This is a genomic window from Pseudomonas sp. AC211, from assembly GCF_979258055.1.
On the sequence record NZ_OZ409830.1, the window covers coordinates 3,112,542 to 3,132,657 of the forward strand.

Below are 20,116 nucleotides of genomic sequence, written 5' to 3' on the forward strand. Positions count from 1 at the left end.
CAAGCTCCATGGCTTGGAAATCCGGAGTTGAACGACGTAAATACCAAGGAAGCTTTTCAAACTTTTCCCGTTCCGCTGCCGCGTCAAAGCTTGTGAGTTCTTTCATTTTCAGGACGGAGGGATGGGTGATGTTGCGGTTCATTTCCTCGGCGATATAGCGGGCCACCGGTTCCATTACATCGGGGTGTTGGCAGGTGACTGGCTCCGCCTTCTTTTGCGCTGGCGCAGGTTCGATGGGAGGGGAAAAATCGGTTTGACCCGAATGGCCCGTTTGGGCTGGAACGGCATGGGCCAACGGCGGAGCGCCAGCCGAAGTAGTTCGTGCTGCAGGCGGTGCGTCGCTTTTTATGATAAATGGCGGTAAGAATCGAAGGGATCAAGCGAGCGTTGCATGGGCAACTGCTGAAGCTGTCCAACGTACCGGCCATAAGCTTGCCGTGGCTGACCATATGGGAAATGCCACCCACGATCCGGTAGATTTTCCCATCTTTCCCGCACGTAACCTGATCACCTTGGCGAGAGTGAATGACGCCGAACATGTTGATTCCGCTGTGACCTTCCAACACTTTCCCGCCGCAGGTGGTTTTATCACCCAGGCCGATGAAATGACCTTCGCTCATTGATTTCTCTCCGCTAATCCCGGGCAGCAGCCTGCGGCGGTAGTTAGCGGAAATAAATCGGACGGCTCCCAAGTTCACGCCCAACCGCCTCGGGTTGAGCTGCAGTACAAAGCCCGGCTGGCAAGCGAAAACACGGGAATTTTTATGAGAAATTTATCTGGCAAAAACCTAGAATGCCGGCTCTCAAACGCCCTTCTCTGGAGCCAAGCCGTGCCGCGTCTTCTCTCTTTGCTTCTTCTGCTGCCGAGCATGGCGATGGCAGGCACACCCCTTGAAAAAACCGAGCTTTATACAAAGCTGGCGAGCGACTGCCACGATGTAGACCTCACTACCTGGCAGCACCCGACGCGGTTGGTGTTGGAGAAAAACGGCATCAAGCTGAACCGTTTGCAGCTGTGCAACGGCGGCCACTATCCAATTTTCTTTGTCGATCTGCCGTACGACCCGCAAGGCCAGACGCTGGATTTCTTCATGCCGGTGTATGAGCAAATGCATAAAGCCAACGGCAAATGGCCCTATGCGTTTGTCGCCGGCAGCGACGGCCAAGTGGTGTACATCAGCTACCGCGACGACGGCACCATTGCGCGCGATTTCGAGTTTTTTGTAGAGCCGTAGGCTTAAGCGTCGGGCTGAACTGCGGCCGGGAAAAATGAGGGGCACAGTTATTGCTTTGCTAGCAATTAAAATAGGCATAGCTAGCAGCGAGACGCCCTCCCCGATGATTGCCAGTTCCAACCGAGCAGTAATTTGCACGCCCCATACCGAGGCCAGCGCCGCAGGCATGCGGGTTCTCGATGCGGGTGGCACAGCCATCGACGCGATGTTGGCAGCCAGCGCCATGCTGGGCGCGGTGTTCCCCCATATGACCGGACTGGGCGGCGATGCCCTGTGGATGATCCACGACGACAAAGTGCGCACCATCGTGGGGATTGGTCAGGCCGGCCAACGCCTGCCTGACGGCGGCGCCATCACCTTGCGAGGCCCAGGATCGGTTGCCACCACTGCCGGCGCATTGGCCAGCTGGCAGGTCGCGGCACAGATCAGTCGGCAACAGTGGGGCTCGAAACTGGGCTGGGCGGACGTGCTGGAAGATGCGGCGTTTAGGGCCGACGCCGGCTCGCCGGTGTCGCAGTCACAACTGTTTTGGCAGACGCTTCGCCAGCCGTTGATTGCGCAACTGCCGGATCTGCAACCGCTGTGCATGACCGAAGGCCGTTGGCTGCGCGAAGGCGATTCGCTGCGCCAGCCACAGCTGGCCGACACGCTTCGCCATCTGGCACGCCACGGTGTGCAGGATTTCTATCAAGGCGAACTGGCCCAGGCATTCGCGGCAGCCTTTGCCGAACTGGGCTGTGGCCTGACGGCGGCAGACCTGGCGGCCACTCGCGCCATGGAGCTGGCGCCCATTTCCGTACGCTACCGCAACGGTCATCTGTATAACGTGGCGCCGCCATCGCAGGGGCTTTATACGTTGCAGGCGATGGCGGCGTTACAGCACAAGCCGTTGGCGAGCGCCGGTAACGGCAGCGCGCGGTATTACCACTATCTGGTTGAAGCCATCAAACAAGGGCTGCTGCGCCGCAATGCGCAGTTGTGCGACCCAGTGAGTAATCCGTGGGATTTTGCCGGCACCCTTGAGCCTGCACTGGTCAGAACCTACGCCGACGCCATTGATGAGCAGCGTGCCGCCCCGTGGAACGAGCCCGGCCGCCCGGCGGATACGGCATGGATGGCGGCCACCGATGCGCAGGGCCGCACCGCCTGCCTGATCCAAAGTCTGTTCCATGATTTCGGTTCCGGCTGCGTGCTGGGCGACACCGGTGTGCTCTGGCAGAACCGCGCGGCGGGCTTCAACGCCGACCCGCAGCATGCCAACGGCTGGGCGCCAGGCAAGCGGCCGGCGCATACGCTGAATCCGTCGTGCTACCTGGCCGACGATGGCCGCCGCTGGTTTTTCGGCACCCAGGGCGGCGATGGTCAGCCGCAGACGCAAATGGTGCTGGCCAGCCAGCTGATCGATTTCCAGCAGCCCGTCGATGCCGCGCTCAAAGCCCCGCGCTTTCTGCTCGGCCGTAGTTTTTTCGACAGCACCGACAATCTCAAGCTGGAAGGCGATATGCCGCCGAGCACGATCGAAGGCTTGGCCGCGCTGGGGCACGAGGTGGAAATTATTCCTGCGCTCAGCCCGATGACCGGCCATGCTGGCGTGATTGCCATCGACGCGACGGGGCAACGCACGGCCATGCATGATCCCCGTGGCGAAGGCACCGCGCTGGGGCAGGCGGATTGAGCGATTTACGCGTATTTACCGGGCTCAGGCGGCTGGCGGATAATGTCGCCGTTTGCCCGTCAGCCGCAGAGGAACCATCAGGTTGAGCACTGTCACCGCCAAACAGCTTGAGGTGGAGCGCATCGTCGACAAGCTTTTCAAGGCGATTGCCCAGCATCGTCTGCCGCCGGGCACACGGTTGATCGAAGCGCAGATCGTCGAATCCTTGCAGGCCAATCGCAACCATGTGCAGGTCGCGTTGCAGCGCCTGGCGATGCAAAAAGTGGTGACCATCGAAGCCAACCGTGGGGCCATGGTGGCGCAGCCCACGGCCAAGGAAGCGCGGGATATTTTCAGCGCGCGCCGCGCGGTGGAACGGGCGATTGTCGAGGCCATTACGCCGGCAATCATGCGTAAGCACCGCCAGCGCATCGCCAGCCACATGAACAGCGAACGCAAGGCCACCAACGACACCGACCGCCGCGCCATCGTGCGCGAGCTCAGCGAATTTCATCTGCTTTTGGGCGAGATCAGTGGCAACACCGTGCTCAGCGATATTCTTGCCAACCTGATGGTGCGCAGCTCGCTGATCGTCGCCCTGTACCAACGCAACGACGTGCCCTCCTGCGCGTCCGACGAGCACCAGCAAATCATCACCGCCCTGGAAAACGGCGATAACCAGCAGGCCGTAGCGGTGATGATCGAGCACCTGGATGAGCTGGAAGCGCAACTGGCGCTGGAGCAAGGCGAGTCTGAAGAATTCAATCTCAAGCAAGCACTGAGCGACTAGGCTGCCGGCTTCAGCAACTGGCCGGCCGGCCGGCTAAAGGTTTGTCGCCCGCCTTTGAAGCCCATCAGTGGCGCGCTTATTTCAGCAATCACGGCGGCCGGCGAGTCGGCGTCGAAGACGATAAAATCCGCTTTGCAGCCCGGCACCAGGCCGTACGCTTTCAAGCGCAGCAAACGTGCCGACTCACTGGAAATCCAGGCCAGGCATTGGCCCAGTTCGGCCTGTGTGCCCAGCTGCGTGACGTTGGCAAACAGGTTCGCCTGGCGCACCAGCGACGCATCGCCATAAGGCGTAAACGGGTTGCCAATATTGTTGGTCGACAGCGAACAGGTCACGCCACAGGCGTGTAACTGCGCCAATGGCGCCAACCCGCGCGGCTTGTTGTGAAAGGTGTCGCGGCCGGTGAGAAATAAATCGGTGCTGGGCAAGCACGTCACCTGCACGCCGACCTCGGCCAGGTGCAGGCCCAACTGCATCAGGTGCGCTTTGGGCAGCGCTGAGAGTTTGGTGGCGTGGCCAATCGTCACCCGCCCGCCCCAGCCGTGCAGTGCGGTGCAGCGCGCCACTTCCAGGGCGGTCATGTTGTCGGGGTCGAGGTCGAAATCCAGGTGCAGGTCCAGGTCGCAGTCGTAGCGCGTGGCCAGTTCGAACAGACGCTGAATCTGGCCATGGGGGTTGCTGTCCATGTACGGGCAACCGCCCAGTACGCTAGCGCCGGTTTCCAGGGCCTGGCAGAGCAGCGTCTCGGTGCCGGGGTTGTTCAGCAACCCTTCTTGGGGGAACACGCAAATATCCAGGCCGATGGCCCAGGCGTAATCGGTTTGCAGACGGCGGATGGCGTTGAAGCCGATAAGGCCGATTTGCGGGTCCAGTTCTACATGGGTGCGCATGTGGGTGGTGCCTTGCAAAATGGCTTTCTCCAGCACCCGCGCACCGCGCTGGTAAACGTCTTGCTCGGTAAATTCAGCCTTCGCCGCGCGGGTTTGCGCCACGGCTTCCACCAGCGTGCCTTCGGTTAATTGGCAGCGCTGCATGATGCAGGCCTTGTCCAGATGGATATGGGTTTCGATAAGGCCGGGCAACACCAGCTGGCCGTTCAGGTCGAGGGTCTGCCAATCATGCGTGGCGGCGCTGAAGGCCTGGACGAAATAACCGTCCTCGACCAACAGTTCGGTCAAACCGCCCTCCTCGCCCAGCCTGGCATTAACGATTTTCAGCGCACTCATACCGCCACCGCTTCGCCCAGATACGCGGCGGCAAGCTCCTTGTCGTCACGCAGCTCGGCGGCACTGGCAGCTTTGACGATGCAGCCGGTTTCCAGCACATAGGCGCGGTCGGCCACTTGCAGCGCCAGGTTGGCCATTTGGTCGACCAACAGAATGGTCACGCCTTCATCGCGCAGCGCCGCGAGCGCGTCGTACAGCTCGCCGATCATGGCGGGCGACAGGCCCAGCGAGGGTTCATCGAGCAACAGAATCTTCGGCTTGGCCATCAAGCCTCGCCCTACCGCCACCATCTGCTGCTCGCCACCGGAAAGCAGCCCGGCCGGGTTATCGATACGTTCACGCAACCGTGGGAAGCGCGTGAGGATGGCCTCGATTTCCGCGTCGGCATCAAACGCATCCGGGCGCGAATAACCGCCCAGCAGCAAGTTGTCGCGCACGCTCAAATACGGGAACACCTGACGGCCTTCAGGCACCAGGGCCAAGCCGCGCGCGGCGATATGGCTGGCGCTGGCTTGCTCGATATTTTCATCGTCCAGCAGCACGCTGCCGCCGCTCGCCCGATGCAGCCCGGCCAGGCACTGCAAGATGCTCGACTTGCCGGCGCCGTTCGCGCCAAGAATGGCCACCAGCTCGCCGGGATTGACCAGCAAATTGACTTTGTTCACCACCGGCGAGGCGCCGTAGTCGATGATCAGGTCTTTAACGTACACGCGCGCGTCGCGGCTGCCATCCCAGGCGTGTGACCGTGGCGTTGCCTGGTATTCGGTGGCGCCCAGGTACGCCGCAATCACCTGCGGGTTTTGCCGAATGTCGGCCGGTGATCCGCTGGCAATCGGCTTGCCCGCGTCCAGCACCAACAGATGCTCAGACACCGACATCACCAACTGCATGTCGTGCTCAACCAACATCACGGTCAGGCCAAAATCGGCCAGCTTGCGCAGCAGCACGGCGAGCGCATCGGTGTCTGCGCGGCTCAGGCCTGCCGCCGGCTCGTCAAGCAACAGCACCAACGGCGCGGTGGCCAGCGCGCGGGCAATTTCCACGAGACGGCGGTCCACGTGGGGCAACTCATCAGCGGCAATATTCACTTCGCCGCGATAGCCCACCAAGGCCAGCAAGTCCATGGCCAGGCTGCGCTGCTCGGCAGTGGGCAGGCTGAAGGCGAGCCCGAGCCGGCCTTTCTGCATGGCCACCAGCACGTTGTCGAGCACCGACAATTCGCCAAAAAGCAGCGTGGTTTGGTAGGTGCGTGCAATACCGGCGCGGGCGCTTTTCCAGGCTGGCAAGCCCGCCAACGGCTGCTGCAAGTGGATCTCGCCGTTATCGGGTGCGTAGAAGCCGCTAATCATGTTCAGCACCGTGGTTTTACCCGCGCCGTTAGGACCGATGATGCTGGTGATGCTGCCAGCCGCAGCGCGCACATTCACATGCTGCGCGGCCTGCACGCCACCGAAGCGGATGCCGATATCGGTCACCTGCAAACCGGTCGCCGGACCTCGACTGCGCAAGTGCGCGGCGATGCGTTGTACGTTGATTTGGGTGGGCGGCAGCAGGCGGGTCGGTTTCAGCCAGCGCGCCGCAATGGCGCCGAGCAAACCGTTGGGGGCGATCCACAGCACCAGCAGCAACAGAGCGGAGAAAATCAGCAGCCGGTATTCGGCAAAGTTCGACAGCAGCTCGGGCACCAGCACGATCAACAGCGCGCCAATCAACGGCCCGAATAGCATGCCGCTGCCACCGACAATCACGGCCAGCACAAACAGAATGGACTGCGAAAACGGGAACGACTCGGGGTTGATAAACATCAACAGCGGCGCCAGCAAGCCGCCCGCCAAACCGGTGAAGGCCGCCGACAAGGCAAACGCCAAGGTCTTGCTCAATACCGGGTTAAAGCCCAGCGAACGCGCGGCAATTTCCGACGCTTTCACCGCGCGCATGGCCATGCCCCAGCTGCTGCGGCTAACGCGGTGGTAGAACATCAGCGCGGCAATCATCAGGCCGCCCGCCAGCAAGGCCAGCAGCACCATCGGATCAAGCCCGGCAAATTCCGGCATGGGAATGCCCATCAAGCCATTGGAGCCGCCCGTCACGCCGCGCCACTCAATCAGGCCGTGGTGCACCACAAAGGCGAAGGCGATGGTGATCATCGCCAGGTACGGCCCGCTTACCCGCAACGCGGGGATTGCCAGCAGCGCGCCGATCAAACCGCTGACTAAACCGGCCACTGGCAACGCCAACCACAACGGCCAGCCGGCCATTGTCAGCAGCGCCGACACGTAGGCGCCGATGGCGTAGAAGGCGATATGGCCAAAGGAAATCTGCCCGCTGAGGCCGATCAGAATATTCAGCCCAACGCCCACCACCGCCGCCAGGGCGCACAGGGTGAAAACCAGGAGCGAGTAGCTGTCCAGAGTATACGCCAGCGCAACGCAGGCTGTGGCGAGCAAGCCGATAAATACCGGAGCGGCAAAGGTTTTGAATGCATTCATACTTTCACCAGTGCCTGGCTGCCGAACAGACCGTTAGGGCGCGTGGCCAGCGCGAGAATAACCAACGCAAAGGTCACGATCTGGGTAAACGCCGAGCCGAAATACAACGTGATCAACGCCTCGGCCAAACCGAACAACAAGCCAGCGGCAAACACCCCGCCCGCACTGGTAATGCCGCCAAGAATCGCCACCGCGAACGCCTTCAGGCCAAACAACATGCCCATCTCCGCGCTCACGCTAAACAGCGGCGCAATGAGCAAACCGGCCACCGCCGCGAATACCGTGGACACTGCAAAGGCAATCGCCACCACCCGGTTCACGTTGATGCCCATCAGCATGGCTGCACGGGGATTTTGCACGCAGGCCTCCAGCACTTTGCCCAGGCGCGTGTAACGGCGCACCAGGTATAGCGCCAGGGCGATCGCCGCACCGGCCAGCGGAATCAGCAACTGCTGGGCACCGACGCTGCTGCCGAATATTTCCACGTTCAGGTGCACCAGGCTGCTTTCGAATTGCCGCGGTTCTTTGCCGAAGGTAAACAGCGCCAGGTTGTCCACCAGAATGCCGGCCGCCACCGTGGCCATCAGCCAGGCCTGCGAACCGCGACTATGAAACGGCCGCACCAGGCAGCGCTCGATCACCAGCCCGTAAAGCGCGCACAGGCTCAGCGTCAGCGGCAACGCCAGCCACAACGACCAACCCCAGTTGATGCAGAAGGTGTAACCCAGCACCGCGCCAACCATCATTGCGCTGCCCTGGGCAAAGTTGACGGTGCGCGAAACCACGTAGGTGAGGTGAAACCCCAACGCCAGTAACGCGTACATGCTGCCCAGGCCGAGCCCGGAAATAATGGCGGCGGTGAACATGGCTTACTCCTTGGGTGCCAGCGGTACGATCTGGCCGTCAACGAAGTGGGTGAACAGGTAGTCCTGTGGCCCCAGTGCGTCGTGCTTGCTGGCGCTGAACGGCTGCTGGTAATGCTTGATCAGCCCGTCGTATTCACCGATGGCGTAGAAGCCGTCGCGCACCGCTTTACCTTCGGTGCTGCCGGCCTTGGCGATGGCCATTGCGGTGAGGTGCAAGGCGTCGTAGGCGTTGGCGATTCCCACCGCAGGAGTAACGTCGGCCAGCGTCTTGATTTGCGGGTAAGCGCTTTTCAGCGCGGCCAGCAGCGCGTCGCCCTTGGCGCTGTTGTGCTCGGTGAACACGTAGGTCTGAATGAAATGCACGCGCGAGGCATTCGGCCCCGCCAGTTCGCCAAAGCGCCCGCCCGCCGGGCCCCAGTGCGACACCACGGGCACGTCCCAACCCATGCGATCCAGGGACTTGACCACCTGCGCCGACGGGCCGACGTTGCCGACCATCAACAAGGTGTCAGCGCCTGCGTTTTTCAGGCGCGTGAGTTGCGGCACCACGTCCAAGTCGCTGTCCTGAATACGCTCGACACCCGCATTGGCCAGCCCGCGCTTTTCCAGCGCGCGCTTGAAACCCGCTTCGTTGGATTCGCCCCAGGGATTGTTGATCAGGATCATCCCGGGCTTTTTCATGCCGTTGTCCACGCCGTACTTCACCAGCGCTTCGTCCACCAGTTCGTCGACGGCCGATACGCGGAACACGTAGTTATCCGCAGCGCCGTTCTCGGTGATTTTCGTGCCTGCTGCCCAAATGCCCATAAACGGGACTTTCAGCTGGTTAGCCAGGGGCACGATGGCCAGCGATACCGGCGTATCCAAGCCACCGAACAGCACGGTGACCTTCTCGCGCTGCACCAATTCGCGCGCCGCCAGCATGCCTTTGGACGGGTTGCTCTCATCGTCGCGGCGCACCAGCTCCAGTTGACGACCCAGCACGCCGCCACTGGCGTTCACTTCGTTGATCGCCATGGTCAGGCCACGGGTCAGTGCTTCACCGGATTTGGCCGATTGCCCGGACAGGGCCGCAACCAGACCGACTTTGATAGGCGGCTCAGCGGCATAAGCGCCGCCGAGCACTGCCACGTTGAGCGAGACGACTGCTGCTACAGGGCGTAGCAGACGTTGCAGGTGTGGAAATCGAACGGCCATCGTTTTTCTCCTGATTGCTAGCATTTGCATATTTATTGCTAGCAAGTACGATGCCAGTCGCCGCGCCCCGCTACACCGCGGCTTGCGCCCAAGCGTTTGCCTGTTTTGGCACTCAAATCAGGCAGGCTGCACCATGCGAAGGCGTTCTCAACGTACTTGAATCAGGAGTCAGTCGCTATGCCGGACCTTAACGAAGCGGTAAAAATTGTTAGCAATTTCCTCGAAGCCTCCATGGCGCCCGACCCGGTAAAAGCGGCGACCTTTATGAGCGACGACGTGAAAATCACCTTTACCGGCGGGCGCGTAATGCCGACGCCACAAGCCATCACCGCCTTTAATGGCAGCCGCTATGCCTGGGTCAAAAAAGCCTTGGGCAACTTTGACTGGATGGACCGGGGCGACCACACCGTGGTGTATTCCAACGGCACGCTGTTCGGCCAATGGCCCGACGGCAGCAGCTTTTCCGGCAACCGTTATCTGGACCGCTTCGAAGTGCGCGACGGCAAAATCACCCACATGGACGTTTGGAACGACAGCGCCGAGTGGCTGCTGACGCCGCAGATTGCCAAGGCGTAACGGCCCGTTTGCCGAGCTGGGCGTTGCGTTCGATTCACCGCTCGTCGCTTAACAGCGGCGAAGCGGTTACTCTTTGATCGCTAAATCGCTGCTTTTCCTCCTTCTGCGCTCAGTCTCAGCCTCCCTTTCTAACGATCGATAGCGTCCTGCCGTTCAGATTCCCCTCTCGTTTTTCCTATTTGCGACCTCGATTCATTCGTTGCGCTCGCAACCTCCTGATCGGCAAATCCCTACACGTTTGGCGTCGACTACCGCTTGATACCAACTTTTACGCATCAGCTCACCCTGTACGCGCCAACCCCCTTTTTGCTCGATTTTCTAGACAGGCCACCGCAGGGCGTTTGCAAAAAAACCCAATGAAATCAAGCGAAGCGGCCGTTTATCGGGGACGACTGTTTCGATTTAAAGAAGTTCAATTCAATGTCGAGAAATGCATAAGTGAATCTGGCGCCAATAAAAAACCATGTAGTAGCATCGTGCCATCATCCGATTCGCCTTAGCGCTTTTACCGCCTCAGAAACAGGAAGTTCGTCGCCGGATATCTGCCGGCTTCGAGAAGTCGCCCACTCGATTTGCCGTTTGGCATGCAGGATCTTATGCGCCCCACGTTCCCCCGCTCGTGCACCCTCGCTGTAAAACGAACTGTTCTCGCCGACGTATTTATTGTGATGTTGGGTGGCTTAACGGCATTGGATGTGGCGGCAGCGACCATTCCTACGCCAGGTTCGGTGCTGAATTCGGTACGCCCGGAAGAGTCGATCATTCCGGCCCCGCAGACTGACTCCATCGAGTTGCCCCAGGCAACGGATAGCCAAACGCTGGACCCCAACGGGAGCCGGGTGCACATAGCGGCGTTTCGTATTGTTGGCAACGACGAAATCGACAGCGCCACGCTGCACGGGCTGATTGATGGCCAAGCCGGCAAGCCGCTCAACCTGTATGAACTGAACCAGGTTGCCCGCCTGATTACCGATCACTACCGCAGCAATGGTTATCCGGTGGCGCGCGCGGTGATTCCGGCGCAGAAAGTCGAGTTCGGCAACGTGACCATCGAGGTCATCGAAGGCCGGATCGACCGTTCGACCTTCACTGGCAACGACCGTTACAGCGACGCTTTTTTGCAGCGGTGGACGCAGTCGCTTGAAGGCCACACGGCCAGAACTGACACCCTCGAAGAGCGTGTGCTGACGCTCAATGACCTGCCCGGCCTGTCGACCCGCGCCGTGCTGACGCCGGGCGCCGAGTACGGCACCACCACCACCGAATTCGTGACCACTGAAAAAGCCTATGAAGGCGAAGTCAGCGTGAACAATTACGGCCGTCGCGAAATTGGCCGGGCGCGTGTGGATGCCGCGCTGAATTTCAATAACCCATTGGGCATTGGCGATCAGGTTGGCGTGCGCAGCAGCTACTCCGAAGCCGGGTTGCTCAAGCTGGGCGGCGTGAATTACAGCCTGCCGCTGAACACCGCCGGCACCCGCCTGGCCTTGAGTTACACCGACATTCGCTACCGCATCGGCGGCGACCTCAGCGTTCTCGATATCAAGGGCAAAAGCCAGTTGGCCAGCGCCACCGTGGTGCACCCGTTCCAGCGCAGCCAGCAGCAGAACGTGTACGGCACGTTTGGTGCGCGCACTTTCCACGGTGAGCAAACCGTGTTGGGTTTTGAAACCTCCGACAACCGCGTTTCGGTCGCCGAATTGGGCACTGCGTGGAACCACGTGGACGATGGCCTTAACGTCGCCACGGCCAGCGCCCGCGCCAGCAGCAACTTCGCCAGCTACAGCGAAACCGACCGCAATGTCGGCCAACGCCTGAAGATTGATGGCGATGCCAGCTACCTCTACAACCTCACTGCGCTGTGGGCCGTGCGCCTCGCCGGTGCGGCGCAGTGGTCGGCCGACACCTTGGCCGACGCGGAAAAATTCAGCCTTGGCGGGCCGTCTTCAGTGCGCGGCTACCCGTCGGCGGACGTGCTCGGTGATCGCGGTCTGTTTGCCAGCCTGGAGCTGCGCTATCGCACCCGCATTCTCACCGCGCCGGGCTACTTCAGTGCCTTTGTCGATGGCGGCCATGTGTCGCGCATCGACCCGGCAGTGGGCAGCGACAAATCGAACTCCATCGGCAGTGCGGGCGTAGGTGCCACGTTCTTCCCGATCAGCGCGCTGCAGCTTGAGCTGCTGGCCGCCGTACCGACTGGCAGTCACGAAACCAGCGACTTCCATGACAGCGGGCGCCTCTGGGCCAACCTGACTACCCGTTTCTGAGCCGGCCTTTTCAAGGCACCTGACGTTCGCCGAGTACATCATGACTAAACACAGCAAAGTTTCCGCTCACGCCACCCTCCCTGTTGCTTCGGCGCTGAAGCCGTTGGTTCGCTCCATCCTTGCCTGGATTCACAGCCCTGTAACGTTGGGCCTGGCGTTCGGTGCCATGCCCATGGTCGCCTTGGCGCAAATGCCCACCGGCGGCCAGGTGATCGCCGGCTCGGCCAACATTGCCACGCCGGACGCCGCGCACACCGTCATCACCCAAGGCTCGGATAAAGCCGTTATCAACTGGCAGTCGTTCTCCATCGGCCAGAACGGCTATGTGCAATTCGTACAGCCAGGCAGCGGCGCGGTGACGTTGAACCGCGTGGTGGGCGTAGACCCGTCGCAAATTCTTGGCCACCTGACGGCCAACGGGCAGATTTTTCTGGTCAACCCCAATGGCGTGTTCTTCAGCCAGAGCGCGGTGGTCGACGTGGGCGGTATCGTGGCCACCACGCTGGACATCAACAACGACGATTTCATGCGCGGTGACTACCGTTTCCAGCGCGCGAACCAGGCGGCGGATCGTGCCACGGTCATCAACGAAGGCAGCATCACCGCGCGCAACGGCGGCTACGTGGTGCTGGCCGGCGACTACGCGGCGAACAAAGGCATTGTGCAGGCGCAGCTCGGCACCGCCATGCTCGCTTCGGGTGATGCCCTGACTCTGCAGACCTCCGGCAGCGGCCTGGTCAGTTACAAAGTCGACAAAGCCACCGTCGCGCAACTGGCCGGCGTGGAAAACAGCGGACAGATTCTCGCCAACGGCGGCCGCGTGATCATGACCGCCGACGTCGCCAATGATCTCGCCGCCACCGTGGTCAATAACTCGGGTCTGGTGCAGGCGCAAAGCCTCGTTGAAAAAGACGGCGCGGTGTATTTCGCGGGCACTGGCGGCAGCGTGGTGAACAGCGGCACCGTCGACGTATCGGCGCACGCAGGCGCCAACGGCGGCAAGGTGGACATCCGCGCCACCGGCGATATCAGCCACGAAGCCGGCAGCCTGATCAACGCCAGCGGCGCGGCCACCGGCACATCGAACGCCGGCACCGTGTACACCTGGGCCGACGGCACCAACCACTACAAGAAAGACGCCAGCATCGTCGCCCGTGGCGGCGCTGAAGGCGGCGATGGCGGCCAGGTCGAGCTGTCGGGCAACACCGTGCTGAACCGCAGCACCGTCGATTTGCGCGCGCCGAAAGGCAAGCTCGGCACCCTGACCCTCGACCCGACGGCCATCACCATCGCCAACGGCGCGGGCATCGATGCCGGCGACCAGAGCACGATTTATGAAGAAAATCTCGAAGCGCAGTTGAAGACCGGCAACATGGTGCTCGCCGCCACCGGCCCGAACGCCAGCATCACCCTCGCCGACCTCACCGACGGCATGCTCGATGGCAGCAACAACGGCGCCGGTGGCTCGTTGACCCTGACCGCCTCGGGCAGCGGCATGCCGACCATCCGCTTCGACAACGTAACCAACACCATCAAGGTCGATAGCGCGTTGAACCTGGCCGTCGACAACGGCGCCGGCAGCCATGCCGTGGGCTCGCTGGCCCTGGGCAATCTCGACGCTGGCACGTCCATCGACCTGAAAGCCGGCAGCATCAGTGCCGGCAACCTCAGCATCGCGAAAACCATCAACAGCAGCACCAACAGCAGCTACAACATCAATGCCCGCGCCTACGCCGGCAACCTCAACCTGGGCAACGTCAAGGTCGATGTCACCAACACGGCAGCAGCCGGCGTCAGAGCGGCGGTCGCCTTGCGTGCCGACGGCGTCATCACGACCGGCGACGTGTCGGCCAAAGCCAAAGGTCTGGGCTACTACAACTACGACTGGAGCACCGCCGGCAACGCCGCACCCAGCTACCTGGGTCAGCAACCGTGGACGCTCGACAGCCAGGGCGACCATGCCATCAAGGCCCAACTGAATATCGAAGCAACCGGCAACGTCAGCACCGGCGCCATCGACGTCAGCGCCATCGACACCAATACCGCGTTCGATACCGACCGCGGTGGTTACTGGCAAACCCAGACCGCCACTCAGCACAACTTCTGGCGTCCGACCGCAGCGTCGGCAAGCGCAACGATTCTGTCGGGCGGCAATGTCAGCATCGGCGGCAAAACCAGCGTCATCGCCGACGGCTACGCCATGAACAGCTACTCGGAAACCGAGAGCTGGCGAACCATGGTCGACAACTTCAACTACACCAGCGGCAGCCAGACGGTTAACACCACCACAACCGACGGCAACGGCCAGCCGGTCAATCAGCAGACGGTGAACAACTACAACAACCTCAAAGGCTCGGTAAAAGGCGCCGGTGGCGACCGCTATATCTGGCAATTCGGCTCGTACACGGTGATCAACGGCGCGAGCGTGAACAACAGCCCGAACATCAACGTGCGCACTGACAGCAGCACCAGCAACCAGACCACCACCCGTTACTCGGGCTTGAGCGGCTTGAGTTCCACACTGGACATAAACGCCGCCGGCTCGGTGAGCATGGATGGCATGGACGTGCGTTCGGTCAACCACTCGGCCTCCGGCAACGCCTCGTACACCGATGCAAACTGGGGCCAGCAAGACACCGCATACGGGTTGAATGGCACCGGTTCGAGCTTCACCTCGGCGAGCCGCGAAGTCGATTACTCCGACACCTTCAACACTGCCTATACCGCTGCGGCGTCCACCTCCACCGCCAACATCACCGCTGGCGGCGCCGTGAACATGGGCGGCGGTTCCAATTACGACGTCATCGCCGGCTTCCCGCAAAGCAGCGTGCCGGGCGCGGCCAGCATGAACGTGCTGGCGCACAACGGGCCGATCTTTATCGGCAGCGACGTCACGGTCAGTGGCTCCAGCGCCAACGACATCACGCTGACCATTCACGCTGACAACGGCGACATCATTGGCTCGGACATGGCCGCCAGCGTTTCCAACGGCTACTACAACGCCGATGCCCGCGCGACCATCAGCACCGATGCCGGCAACATCCACCTGGGCGGTGTGGCGGTAGCGGGTCAGCGCTCGGCATTTGTTGACGTGACCTCGGCCGGCAACCTGAGCATCGACGGCGCCACCAGCGCCGCCTCGATGACTGCCAGCAGCGACGGCATCGCGCAAGCCAACGTCAACCTGTTCGGCACCGGCAATGTGGCCCTTGGTGACGTACTGGCGACGTCCGATCACTTCGTCGACAGCACGGTGTCCGGCTACTACGACGCGGGTCAGGGCCTGGGTTATGACCACCGCGTCTATGGCGGTACTGCGGCTATCAACGTGGCCAGCGGCACCGGCAACGTCGCTCTTAATGGCGATGTAAAAGCCCAGGGTTACGAGACCGCCACCGTGAATGCCACGGCTAATGCGCCAGGCAAAACCCTGACCACCGCAAGCGGCAAAACGCTCAGCACCGCCGCAGTCGGCCAAACCTTTACCACCTCGTCTTACGCTCGCTACCTGCGAGCGCCCACCTACTCGGCCACCACCACGCTCATCGCCGACGGCGGCATGAGCCTGGGCAGCAGCGTTGGCGCGTTAGTCAGCAACGGCAACGGCGCCGGTCTGGTTAGCCTGACCACTAACGGCGGGCCAAGCGCCGCCATTTCTCAGGGCAGCGGCAGCCTGATCAAGGCCAGCGGCAGCACCGGTACGGTCAATGTGAACGCCGGCTCGGCGGCGCCAACGGTCAGCAATGCCGCCACCGTCGACATGCTCGGTGCCATCGTCGGCCAAGGCTCTACCGGCGCCGGCAGCGTGACCGTTAACGCAGCCTCGGGCACCGTCAGCGGCCTGGGCGCCAGCTCCGCCAGCAACACCGCCTCGGTCACCGTCAACGCACTGGACAGCAGCGGCTTGCTGGTACTGGGCGGCAACGGCAGCATCTCCACCAATCTCAACAGCGCCACTGGCGCCCTGCTGACCGTGAACGCCGCCGGCTCGCTGGATTCCAGCGCGGCGACACTCGGTCTGGTCAACTACAACAGCGGCAACGTGGCTGGCGCCCGCGCCGATCTGATCGCCGGCAACGGCTCCAATACCGTCGGTTCGATTGGCGTAAGTGGTTTCAAGGCCGCCGTGCTCAATGCCACCGGCACTGGCGCCGTCATGGCCGCTGGCGCGTCCACGGTCAGCAGCAGCACCCGCGCCGAAGCGAACCTGGACATCGAGCAACGCGGGTGTGGGCATCGCTGACGGCGGCTCGCTCGACGTCACCGCACTCAACGCCCTCGCCACCGCCGATGTGAATCTGAGCGGCGTAACCGGCGCCACCCTCAACGGCAACGCCAGCGCCACCGCCAACAACGGCACCGCCAACCTGGCCGTCACGACCACGGGCGGCAGCGGCGCGGCGATCACCCAGGGCGTCAACAGCACCCTGCTGGCACGCGGCGCCACCAGCCTGGTCGCCATCAATGCCGGTGACGCTGCACCCACCTCCGGCAACGCCGCCACCCTGAGTCTGCTGGGCGATGTGCAAGCGCGCAGCGCAGGCGGCACCGCTGGCATCGCCATCACCGGCAAATCGGGCAGCGTGCATGACTTCAGCGTGGAAGGCGGTGCGGCCACCGCCGACATCAACGCGCTGGACGGCGCCCTGGACCTTACCGGTACCGGTTCGATGACCGGGGTTTCGGTGGGCACCCTGAACGCCACCTCCACCGGCAACCTGAGCACCCGTGGCGCCCTCAGCGCATTGCTGAGCAGCCCGGGCAGCACCGCCCTGCTCAATGTCACCAGCACCAACGGCTTACTGCTGGTGGACGCCGGTTCGCACCTGTCGGCCAGCAGCGCGCAAGGCAAAGCGGACGTCAACCTCACGGGCGCCACCGGTCTGACCGTTAACGGCAATGTCACCGCGCAGTCCACTTCAAACGACGCCACGGTCGATCTGCTCACCACCGGCGGCACCAGCGCCACCGTCCGCCAGGGCGCCAACAGCACCGTACTGGCAGACGGTAACCGCGCGGCGGTCAGCCTCAACGCCGGCAATGCCACACCCACATCGGCGAACGCGGCAGACGTAGCGCTGGCTGGTAATCTGAAAGCGCAGGCCACTACCGGCACCGCCGATGTACGGGTTAAAGCAGCGTCTGGCAGCGTGCACGACGTCAGCGCGCAATCGGCCGGCAACGCAGCCACCGTCGCTATCACCAGCCTGGGCGCCAATACGGTGCTGACCCTGAACGGCGCCGGCAGCGTGACCGCCAACGCCAACAGCGGCAGCGCTGCGCTGCTGAACGTTACCAGCGCCGGCTCGCTGCACACGGGCGCCGCCACCCTGAACGCCACTAACCTGAACAGCGGCAGCAACGCCGGCGCGAAGGTAAACCTGGCGGCCAACGGCGGCAGTGCCACCCTGGGCCAGACCACCGTCACCGCTCAAGGCGGCGGTGAAGCTTCGTTACTGGCCAAAGCGGCCGCCAGCCTGACCACCACCGGCAACCTCAGCGCCAGCAACCTGGGCCTGGGCGCCAGTGCAGGCAAGGCTTTGATCGCCCTGCTGACCGTGGGCAACACCAGCGCTGGCGGCAGCATCACGCAGGCCGGCGGCACCACCATCAGCGCCACCACCGCCGGCAATGGCGGCAACGCCACGGTCGACATCCAGGCCAGCGACTGCTGCAGCGCTGCCGTGCAATTGGGCGGCACCGTGAAAGCCAGTGTCGAAACGGGCGCGGGCGATGCCACCGTGGGCGTACGCGGCAATACCGTGGCGGTGAGCACCGTCAGTGCCGCTGCCAAAGGCACCGGCAACGCCATGGTCAACCTTGGCGCGCCGACCTCGCTGGTGCTGAGCGGCCCGCTCAGTGTCAGCGCTGCGGATGCGAGCAAGCGCGCGGATCTGAAACTGGTTTCCGACCGTCTCACCGACAGCGCACCCACCATCACCCTGTCCACCGGCAACGGTCACGTGCAGTTGGCGTCGTTCAACACCAACAACATCATCGGCGTGAACTCCGCCCGCGACTTCGACGCCTCGGTGCAAACCAACTACACGCTCACCACGCTGAAAAAGCTGCTCAATCAGCAGGCCGAAGTGAACTTCGGCGGCGTGTACGATCGCAGCCGCTGGACCCAAGGCACCCCGCAAACCGCTTGGGTTCCAGGCATGGCAGCGTGGGCGAACCAGGTGCAGCAGGTTGGGGACATTCACGTCGCAGGCGACAGCAATATCAACCTGCGCGACGTGAAAATGGTCTTCGACACCACCGGAGTCACCTACTACCACGACAACAACATGAGCACCTGGAGCGTGCCCAACGGCCGCGTGGCAACCTTCGTACAACGGCCGGTGACCAACTACGACCGCTACCTGGACCGCACCGACTTCAGCGTGCAGAACCTCAACCGCGTGGCAGAAGATTCCTTCAACTCAGTTGGCAACAGCTCGTTCGTGGCAACGGCAGGCGGCGCCCAGCGCATTACAGGCAATCTGTTTATGAATGGAGACGGGGTGAACATGGTGCGCACGGCGCTCAAGTCGGATGCGTCGGGCAAAGCGGTAGAGGGCAAAGGCTCAGCGCAAGGCTGTTCCGCAACGGGCGAAGGCAGCGAGCACTGCGGGTTCTAACGCCGAACCCGCAGCTTCTGAATGCAGCGCCGTTTCTGTAGGAGCGGCTTCAGCCTCGATGTTCTTTTAGAAAAAATCCAGTCCCCCACGTGGTGACTGGATTTTTTTTGCCCTTCAAGCCGATGATCCAGCGGCCGATACGGTGTTCAGAACCACGTAGAAAGGAGGCTCAACGTGATGGACCGAGGCATTCGTAGCGCGGGATTCCAGCAGCTGGAAAACCGTTTTTACGCACGCTTGCTAAGCAAAGCGCCGGACCCCAACGCGAGCAAAATCGCGCCGGTGCCCGAGAACAAAATGCCCACCGTGGGCATCACCTTGTCCATTGGCACCATGCCAAAGGTGGACCCCTACTCCGACGAACCCAAACGGCTTGATGGCTGGCGCTCCAAGCCGCTGCCGGCCGAATTGCTGGCCTCGGTTAACCAGCAGAGTCTGGCCGAAGGCAAAGACGCCGAGGTGTTCAAAGAGAAGCCCGCCAGTGAAGACCCAACGCGTCTGGCGCTCGTCGAGCAGGCCAACCAGTTCCTTCTGGACAAAGCCGACAACCCCTTCTCTGGGCTGAGTCGGGAAACCTTGTCGACCATCAGCTACGACGACACCGGCACCTACACCACCAGCGAAATTGCCGCCGCCATGCGTGAAATGAACGCCGGCGACTCGCGTTTCTGGGACGAAACCTACAAGCGCATCAACGAAGCCGAAATCAAGAACGATAACGACAACGACACCAAACCGATGATGCTCAAAGCCCAGCTCAAATTGCTGACGGGCATGAGCGAGGCGGAAAAGTCCACGCTCGACTACACCACTTCGTCACTGACCATCGAGCTGGCCGATTGGGAAAAGGCAGGCTTCAAGACGCCCGACGCCGTCGACTATCCCCAGCTGGAAGAGCCCGAAGCCAGGGTGCTGGCCGCCACCACCGACAAAGAAGGCAAGGCCATCTGGAAGCAGTACGCGGTCAAGCTGCTTAGCGCCGACACCACCAAACTCTCGCTGCTAAACGCGATGCCCAAAGACGATGCCGCCGCTCAGCCAGAGGCCGGCGCCGCTGCCAAAGGCGAGTGGCTGCAGGTGTACGCGCAGATCGATAAGTTTTAAGCCGGTGCGAGCCAACGTGCTGCGCCGCCACCGCACGGCGGGAGCGGCTTCAGCCGCGATGCGTTAAATCAGCCGCAGAAATCCTCTAA

The 20,116-nt window shown here is 62.3% G+C and carries 13 protein-coding genes; 8 read left to right on the forward strand and 5 right to left on the reverse strand.

Features of this window, described 5'->3' with window-relative positions:
- Positions 1 to 83 precede the first annotated feature (83 nt).
- Positions 84 to 620 carry a PAAR domain-containing protein gene (locus ACZZZP_RS14635; RefSeq protein ID WP_463536640.1) on the reverse strand — a complete coding sequence of 179 codons (537 nt, stop codon included), beginning with the start codon at positions 618 to 620 and terminating at the stop codon, positions 84 to 86.
- Positions 621 to 830: 210 nt separating this feature from the next.
- Here ACZZZP_RS14635 and ACZZZP_RS14640 point away from each other — a divergent pair, with 210 nt between their 5' ends.
- From ACZZZP_RS14640 to ACZZZP_RS14650, 3 genes are all read left to right on the forward strand, one after another.
- Positions 831 to 1,235, forward strand: a complete 405-nt coding sequence (locus ACZZZP_RS14640) for a hypothetical protein (RefSeq protein WP_463383214.1) — start codon at positions 831 to 833, stop codon at positions 1,233 to 1,235.
- 103 nt (positions 1,236 to 1,338) lie between these two features.
- The gene (locus ACZZZP_RS14645) at positions 1,339 to 2,910 is read left to right on the forward strand and encodes a gamma-glutamyltransferase family protein (RefSeq protein WP_463383215.1); all 1,572 of its coding nucleotides are present in this window, start codon (positions 1,339 to 1,341) and stop codon (positions 2,908 to 2,910) included.
- Positions 2,911 to 2,986: 76 nt separating this feature from the next.
- Positions 2,987 to 3,679, forward strand: coding sequence for a GntR family transcriptional regulator (locus ACZZZP_RS14650; RefSeq protein ID WP_463384724.1), 693 nt, complete (start codon positions 2,987 to 2,989; stop codon positions 3,677 to 3,679).
- Here ACZZZP_RS14650 and ACZZZP_RS14655 read toward each other — a convergent pair.
- From ACZZZP_RS14655 to ACZZZP_RS14670, 4 genes are read right to left on the reverse strand one after another with little or no spacing between them, the layout of a single operon-like run.
- Positions 3,676 to 4,905, reverse strand: coding sequence for an amidohydrolase family protein (locus ACZZZP_RS14655; RefSeq protein ID WP_463383216.1), 1,230 nt, complete (start codon positions 4,903 to 4,905; stop codon positions 3,676 to 3,678). The two genes, ACZZZP_RS14650 and ACZZZP_RS14655, sit on opposite strands and share 4 nt — an antisense overlap.
- Complete coding sequence (locus ACZZZP_RS14660) at positions 4,902 to 7,394, reverse strand: branched-chain amino acid ABC transporter ATP-binding protein/permease (protein WP_463383217.1); 2,493 nt, start codon at positions 7,392 to 7,394, stop codon at positions 4,902 to 4,904. Before ACZZZP_RS14660 ends, ACZZZP_RS14655 begins: the two co-directional genes overlap by 4 nt.
- On the reverse strand, positions 7,391 to 8,260 hold the full coding sequence (locus ACZZZP_RS14665; protein ID WP_463383218.1) for a branched-chain amino acid ABC transporter permease: 870 nt from the start codon (positions 8,258 to 8,260) through the stop codon (positions 7,391 to 7,393). Before ACZZZP_RS14665 ends, ACZZZP_RS14660 begins: the two co-directional genes overlap by 4 nt.
- Positions 8,261 to 8,263: 3 nt before the next feature.
- Positions 8,264 to 9,457 (reverse strand): ABC transporter substrate-binding protein, encoded by a 1,194-nt coding sequence (locus tag ACZZZP_RS14670; RefSeq protein WP_463383219.1) that lies wholly within the window; start codon positions 9,455 to 9,457, stop codon positions 8,264 to 8,266.
- A 177-nt stretch (positions 9,458 to 9,634) separates the two neighbouring features.
- Between ACZZZP_RS14670 and ACZZZP_RS14675 the strand changes: the two genes are divergently transcribed.
- The 5 genes from ACZZZP_RS14675 to ACZZZP_RS14695 all read left to right on the forward strand — a co-directional run bounded on the left by ACZZZP_RS14675 (position 9,635) and on the right by ACZZZP_RS14695 (position 20,027).
- On the forward strand, positions 9,635 to 10,033 hold the full coding sequence (locus ACZZZP_RS14675) for a nuclear transport factor 2 family protein (RefSeq protein ID WP_463383220.1): 399 nt from the start codon (positions 9,635 to 9,637) through the stop codon (positions 10,031 to 10,033).
- Between the two features lie 596 nt (positions 10,034 to 10,629).
- Positions 10,630 to 12,300 (forward strand): ShlB/FhaC/HecB family hemolysin secretion/activation protein, encoded by a 1,671-nt coding sequence (locus ACZZZP_RS14680; protein ID WP_463383221.1) that lies wholly within the window; start codon positions 10,630 to 10,632, stop codon positions 12,298 to 12,300.
- Positions 12,301 to 12,340: 40 nt separating this feature from the next.
- Positions 12,341 to 16,543 (forward strand): beta strand repeat-containing protein, encoded by a 4,203-nt coding sequence (locus tag ACZZZP_RS14685; RefSeq protein WP_463536641.1) that lies wholly within the window; start codon positions 12,341 to 12,343, stop codon positions 16,541 to 16,543.
- The gene (locus tag ACZZZP_RS14690) at positions 16,530 to 18,923 is read left to right on the forward strand and encodes a beta strand repeat-containing protein (RefSeq protein WP_463536642.1); all 2,394 of its coding nucleotides are present in this window, start codon (positions 16,530 to 16,532) and stop codon (positions 18,921 to 18,923) included. Before ACZZZP_RS14685 ends, ACZZZP_RS14690 begins: the two co-directional genes overlap by 14 nt.
- 174 nt (positions 18,924 to 19,097) lie before the next feature.
- Positions 19,098 to 20,027, forward strand: a complete 930-nt coding sequence (locus ACZZZP_RS14695; RefSeq protein ID WP_463383223.1) for a hypothetical protein — start codon at positions 19,098 to 19,100, stop codon at positions 20,025 to 20,027.
- Positions 20,028 to 20,116 lie beyond the last annotated feature (89 nt).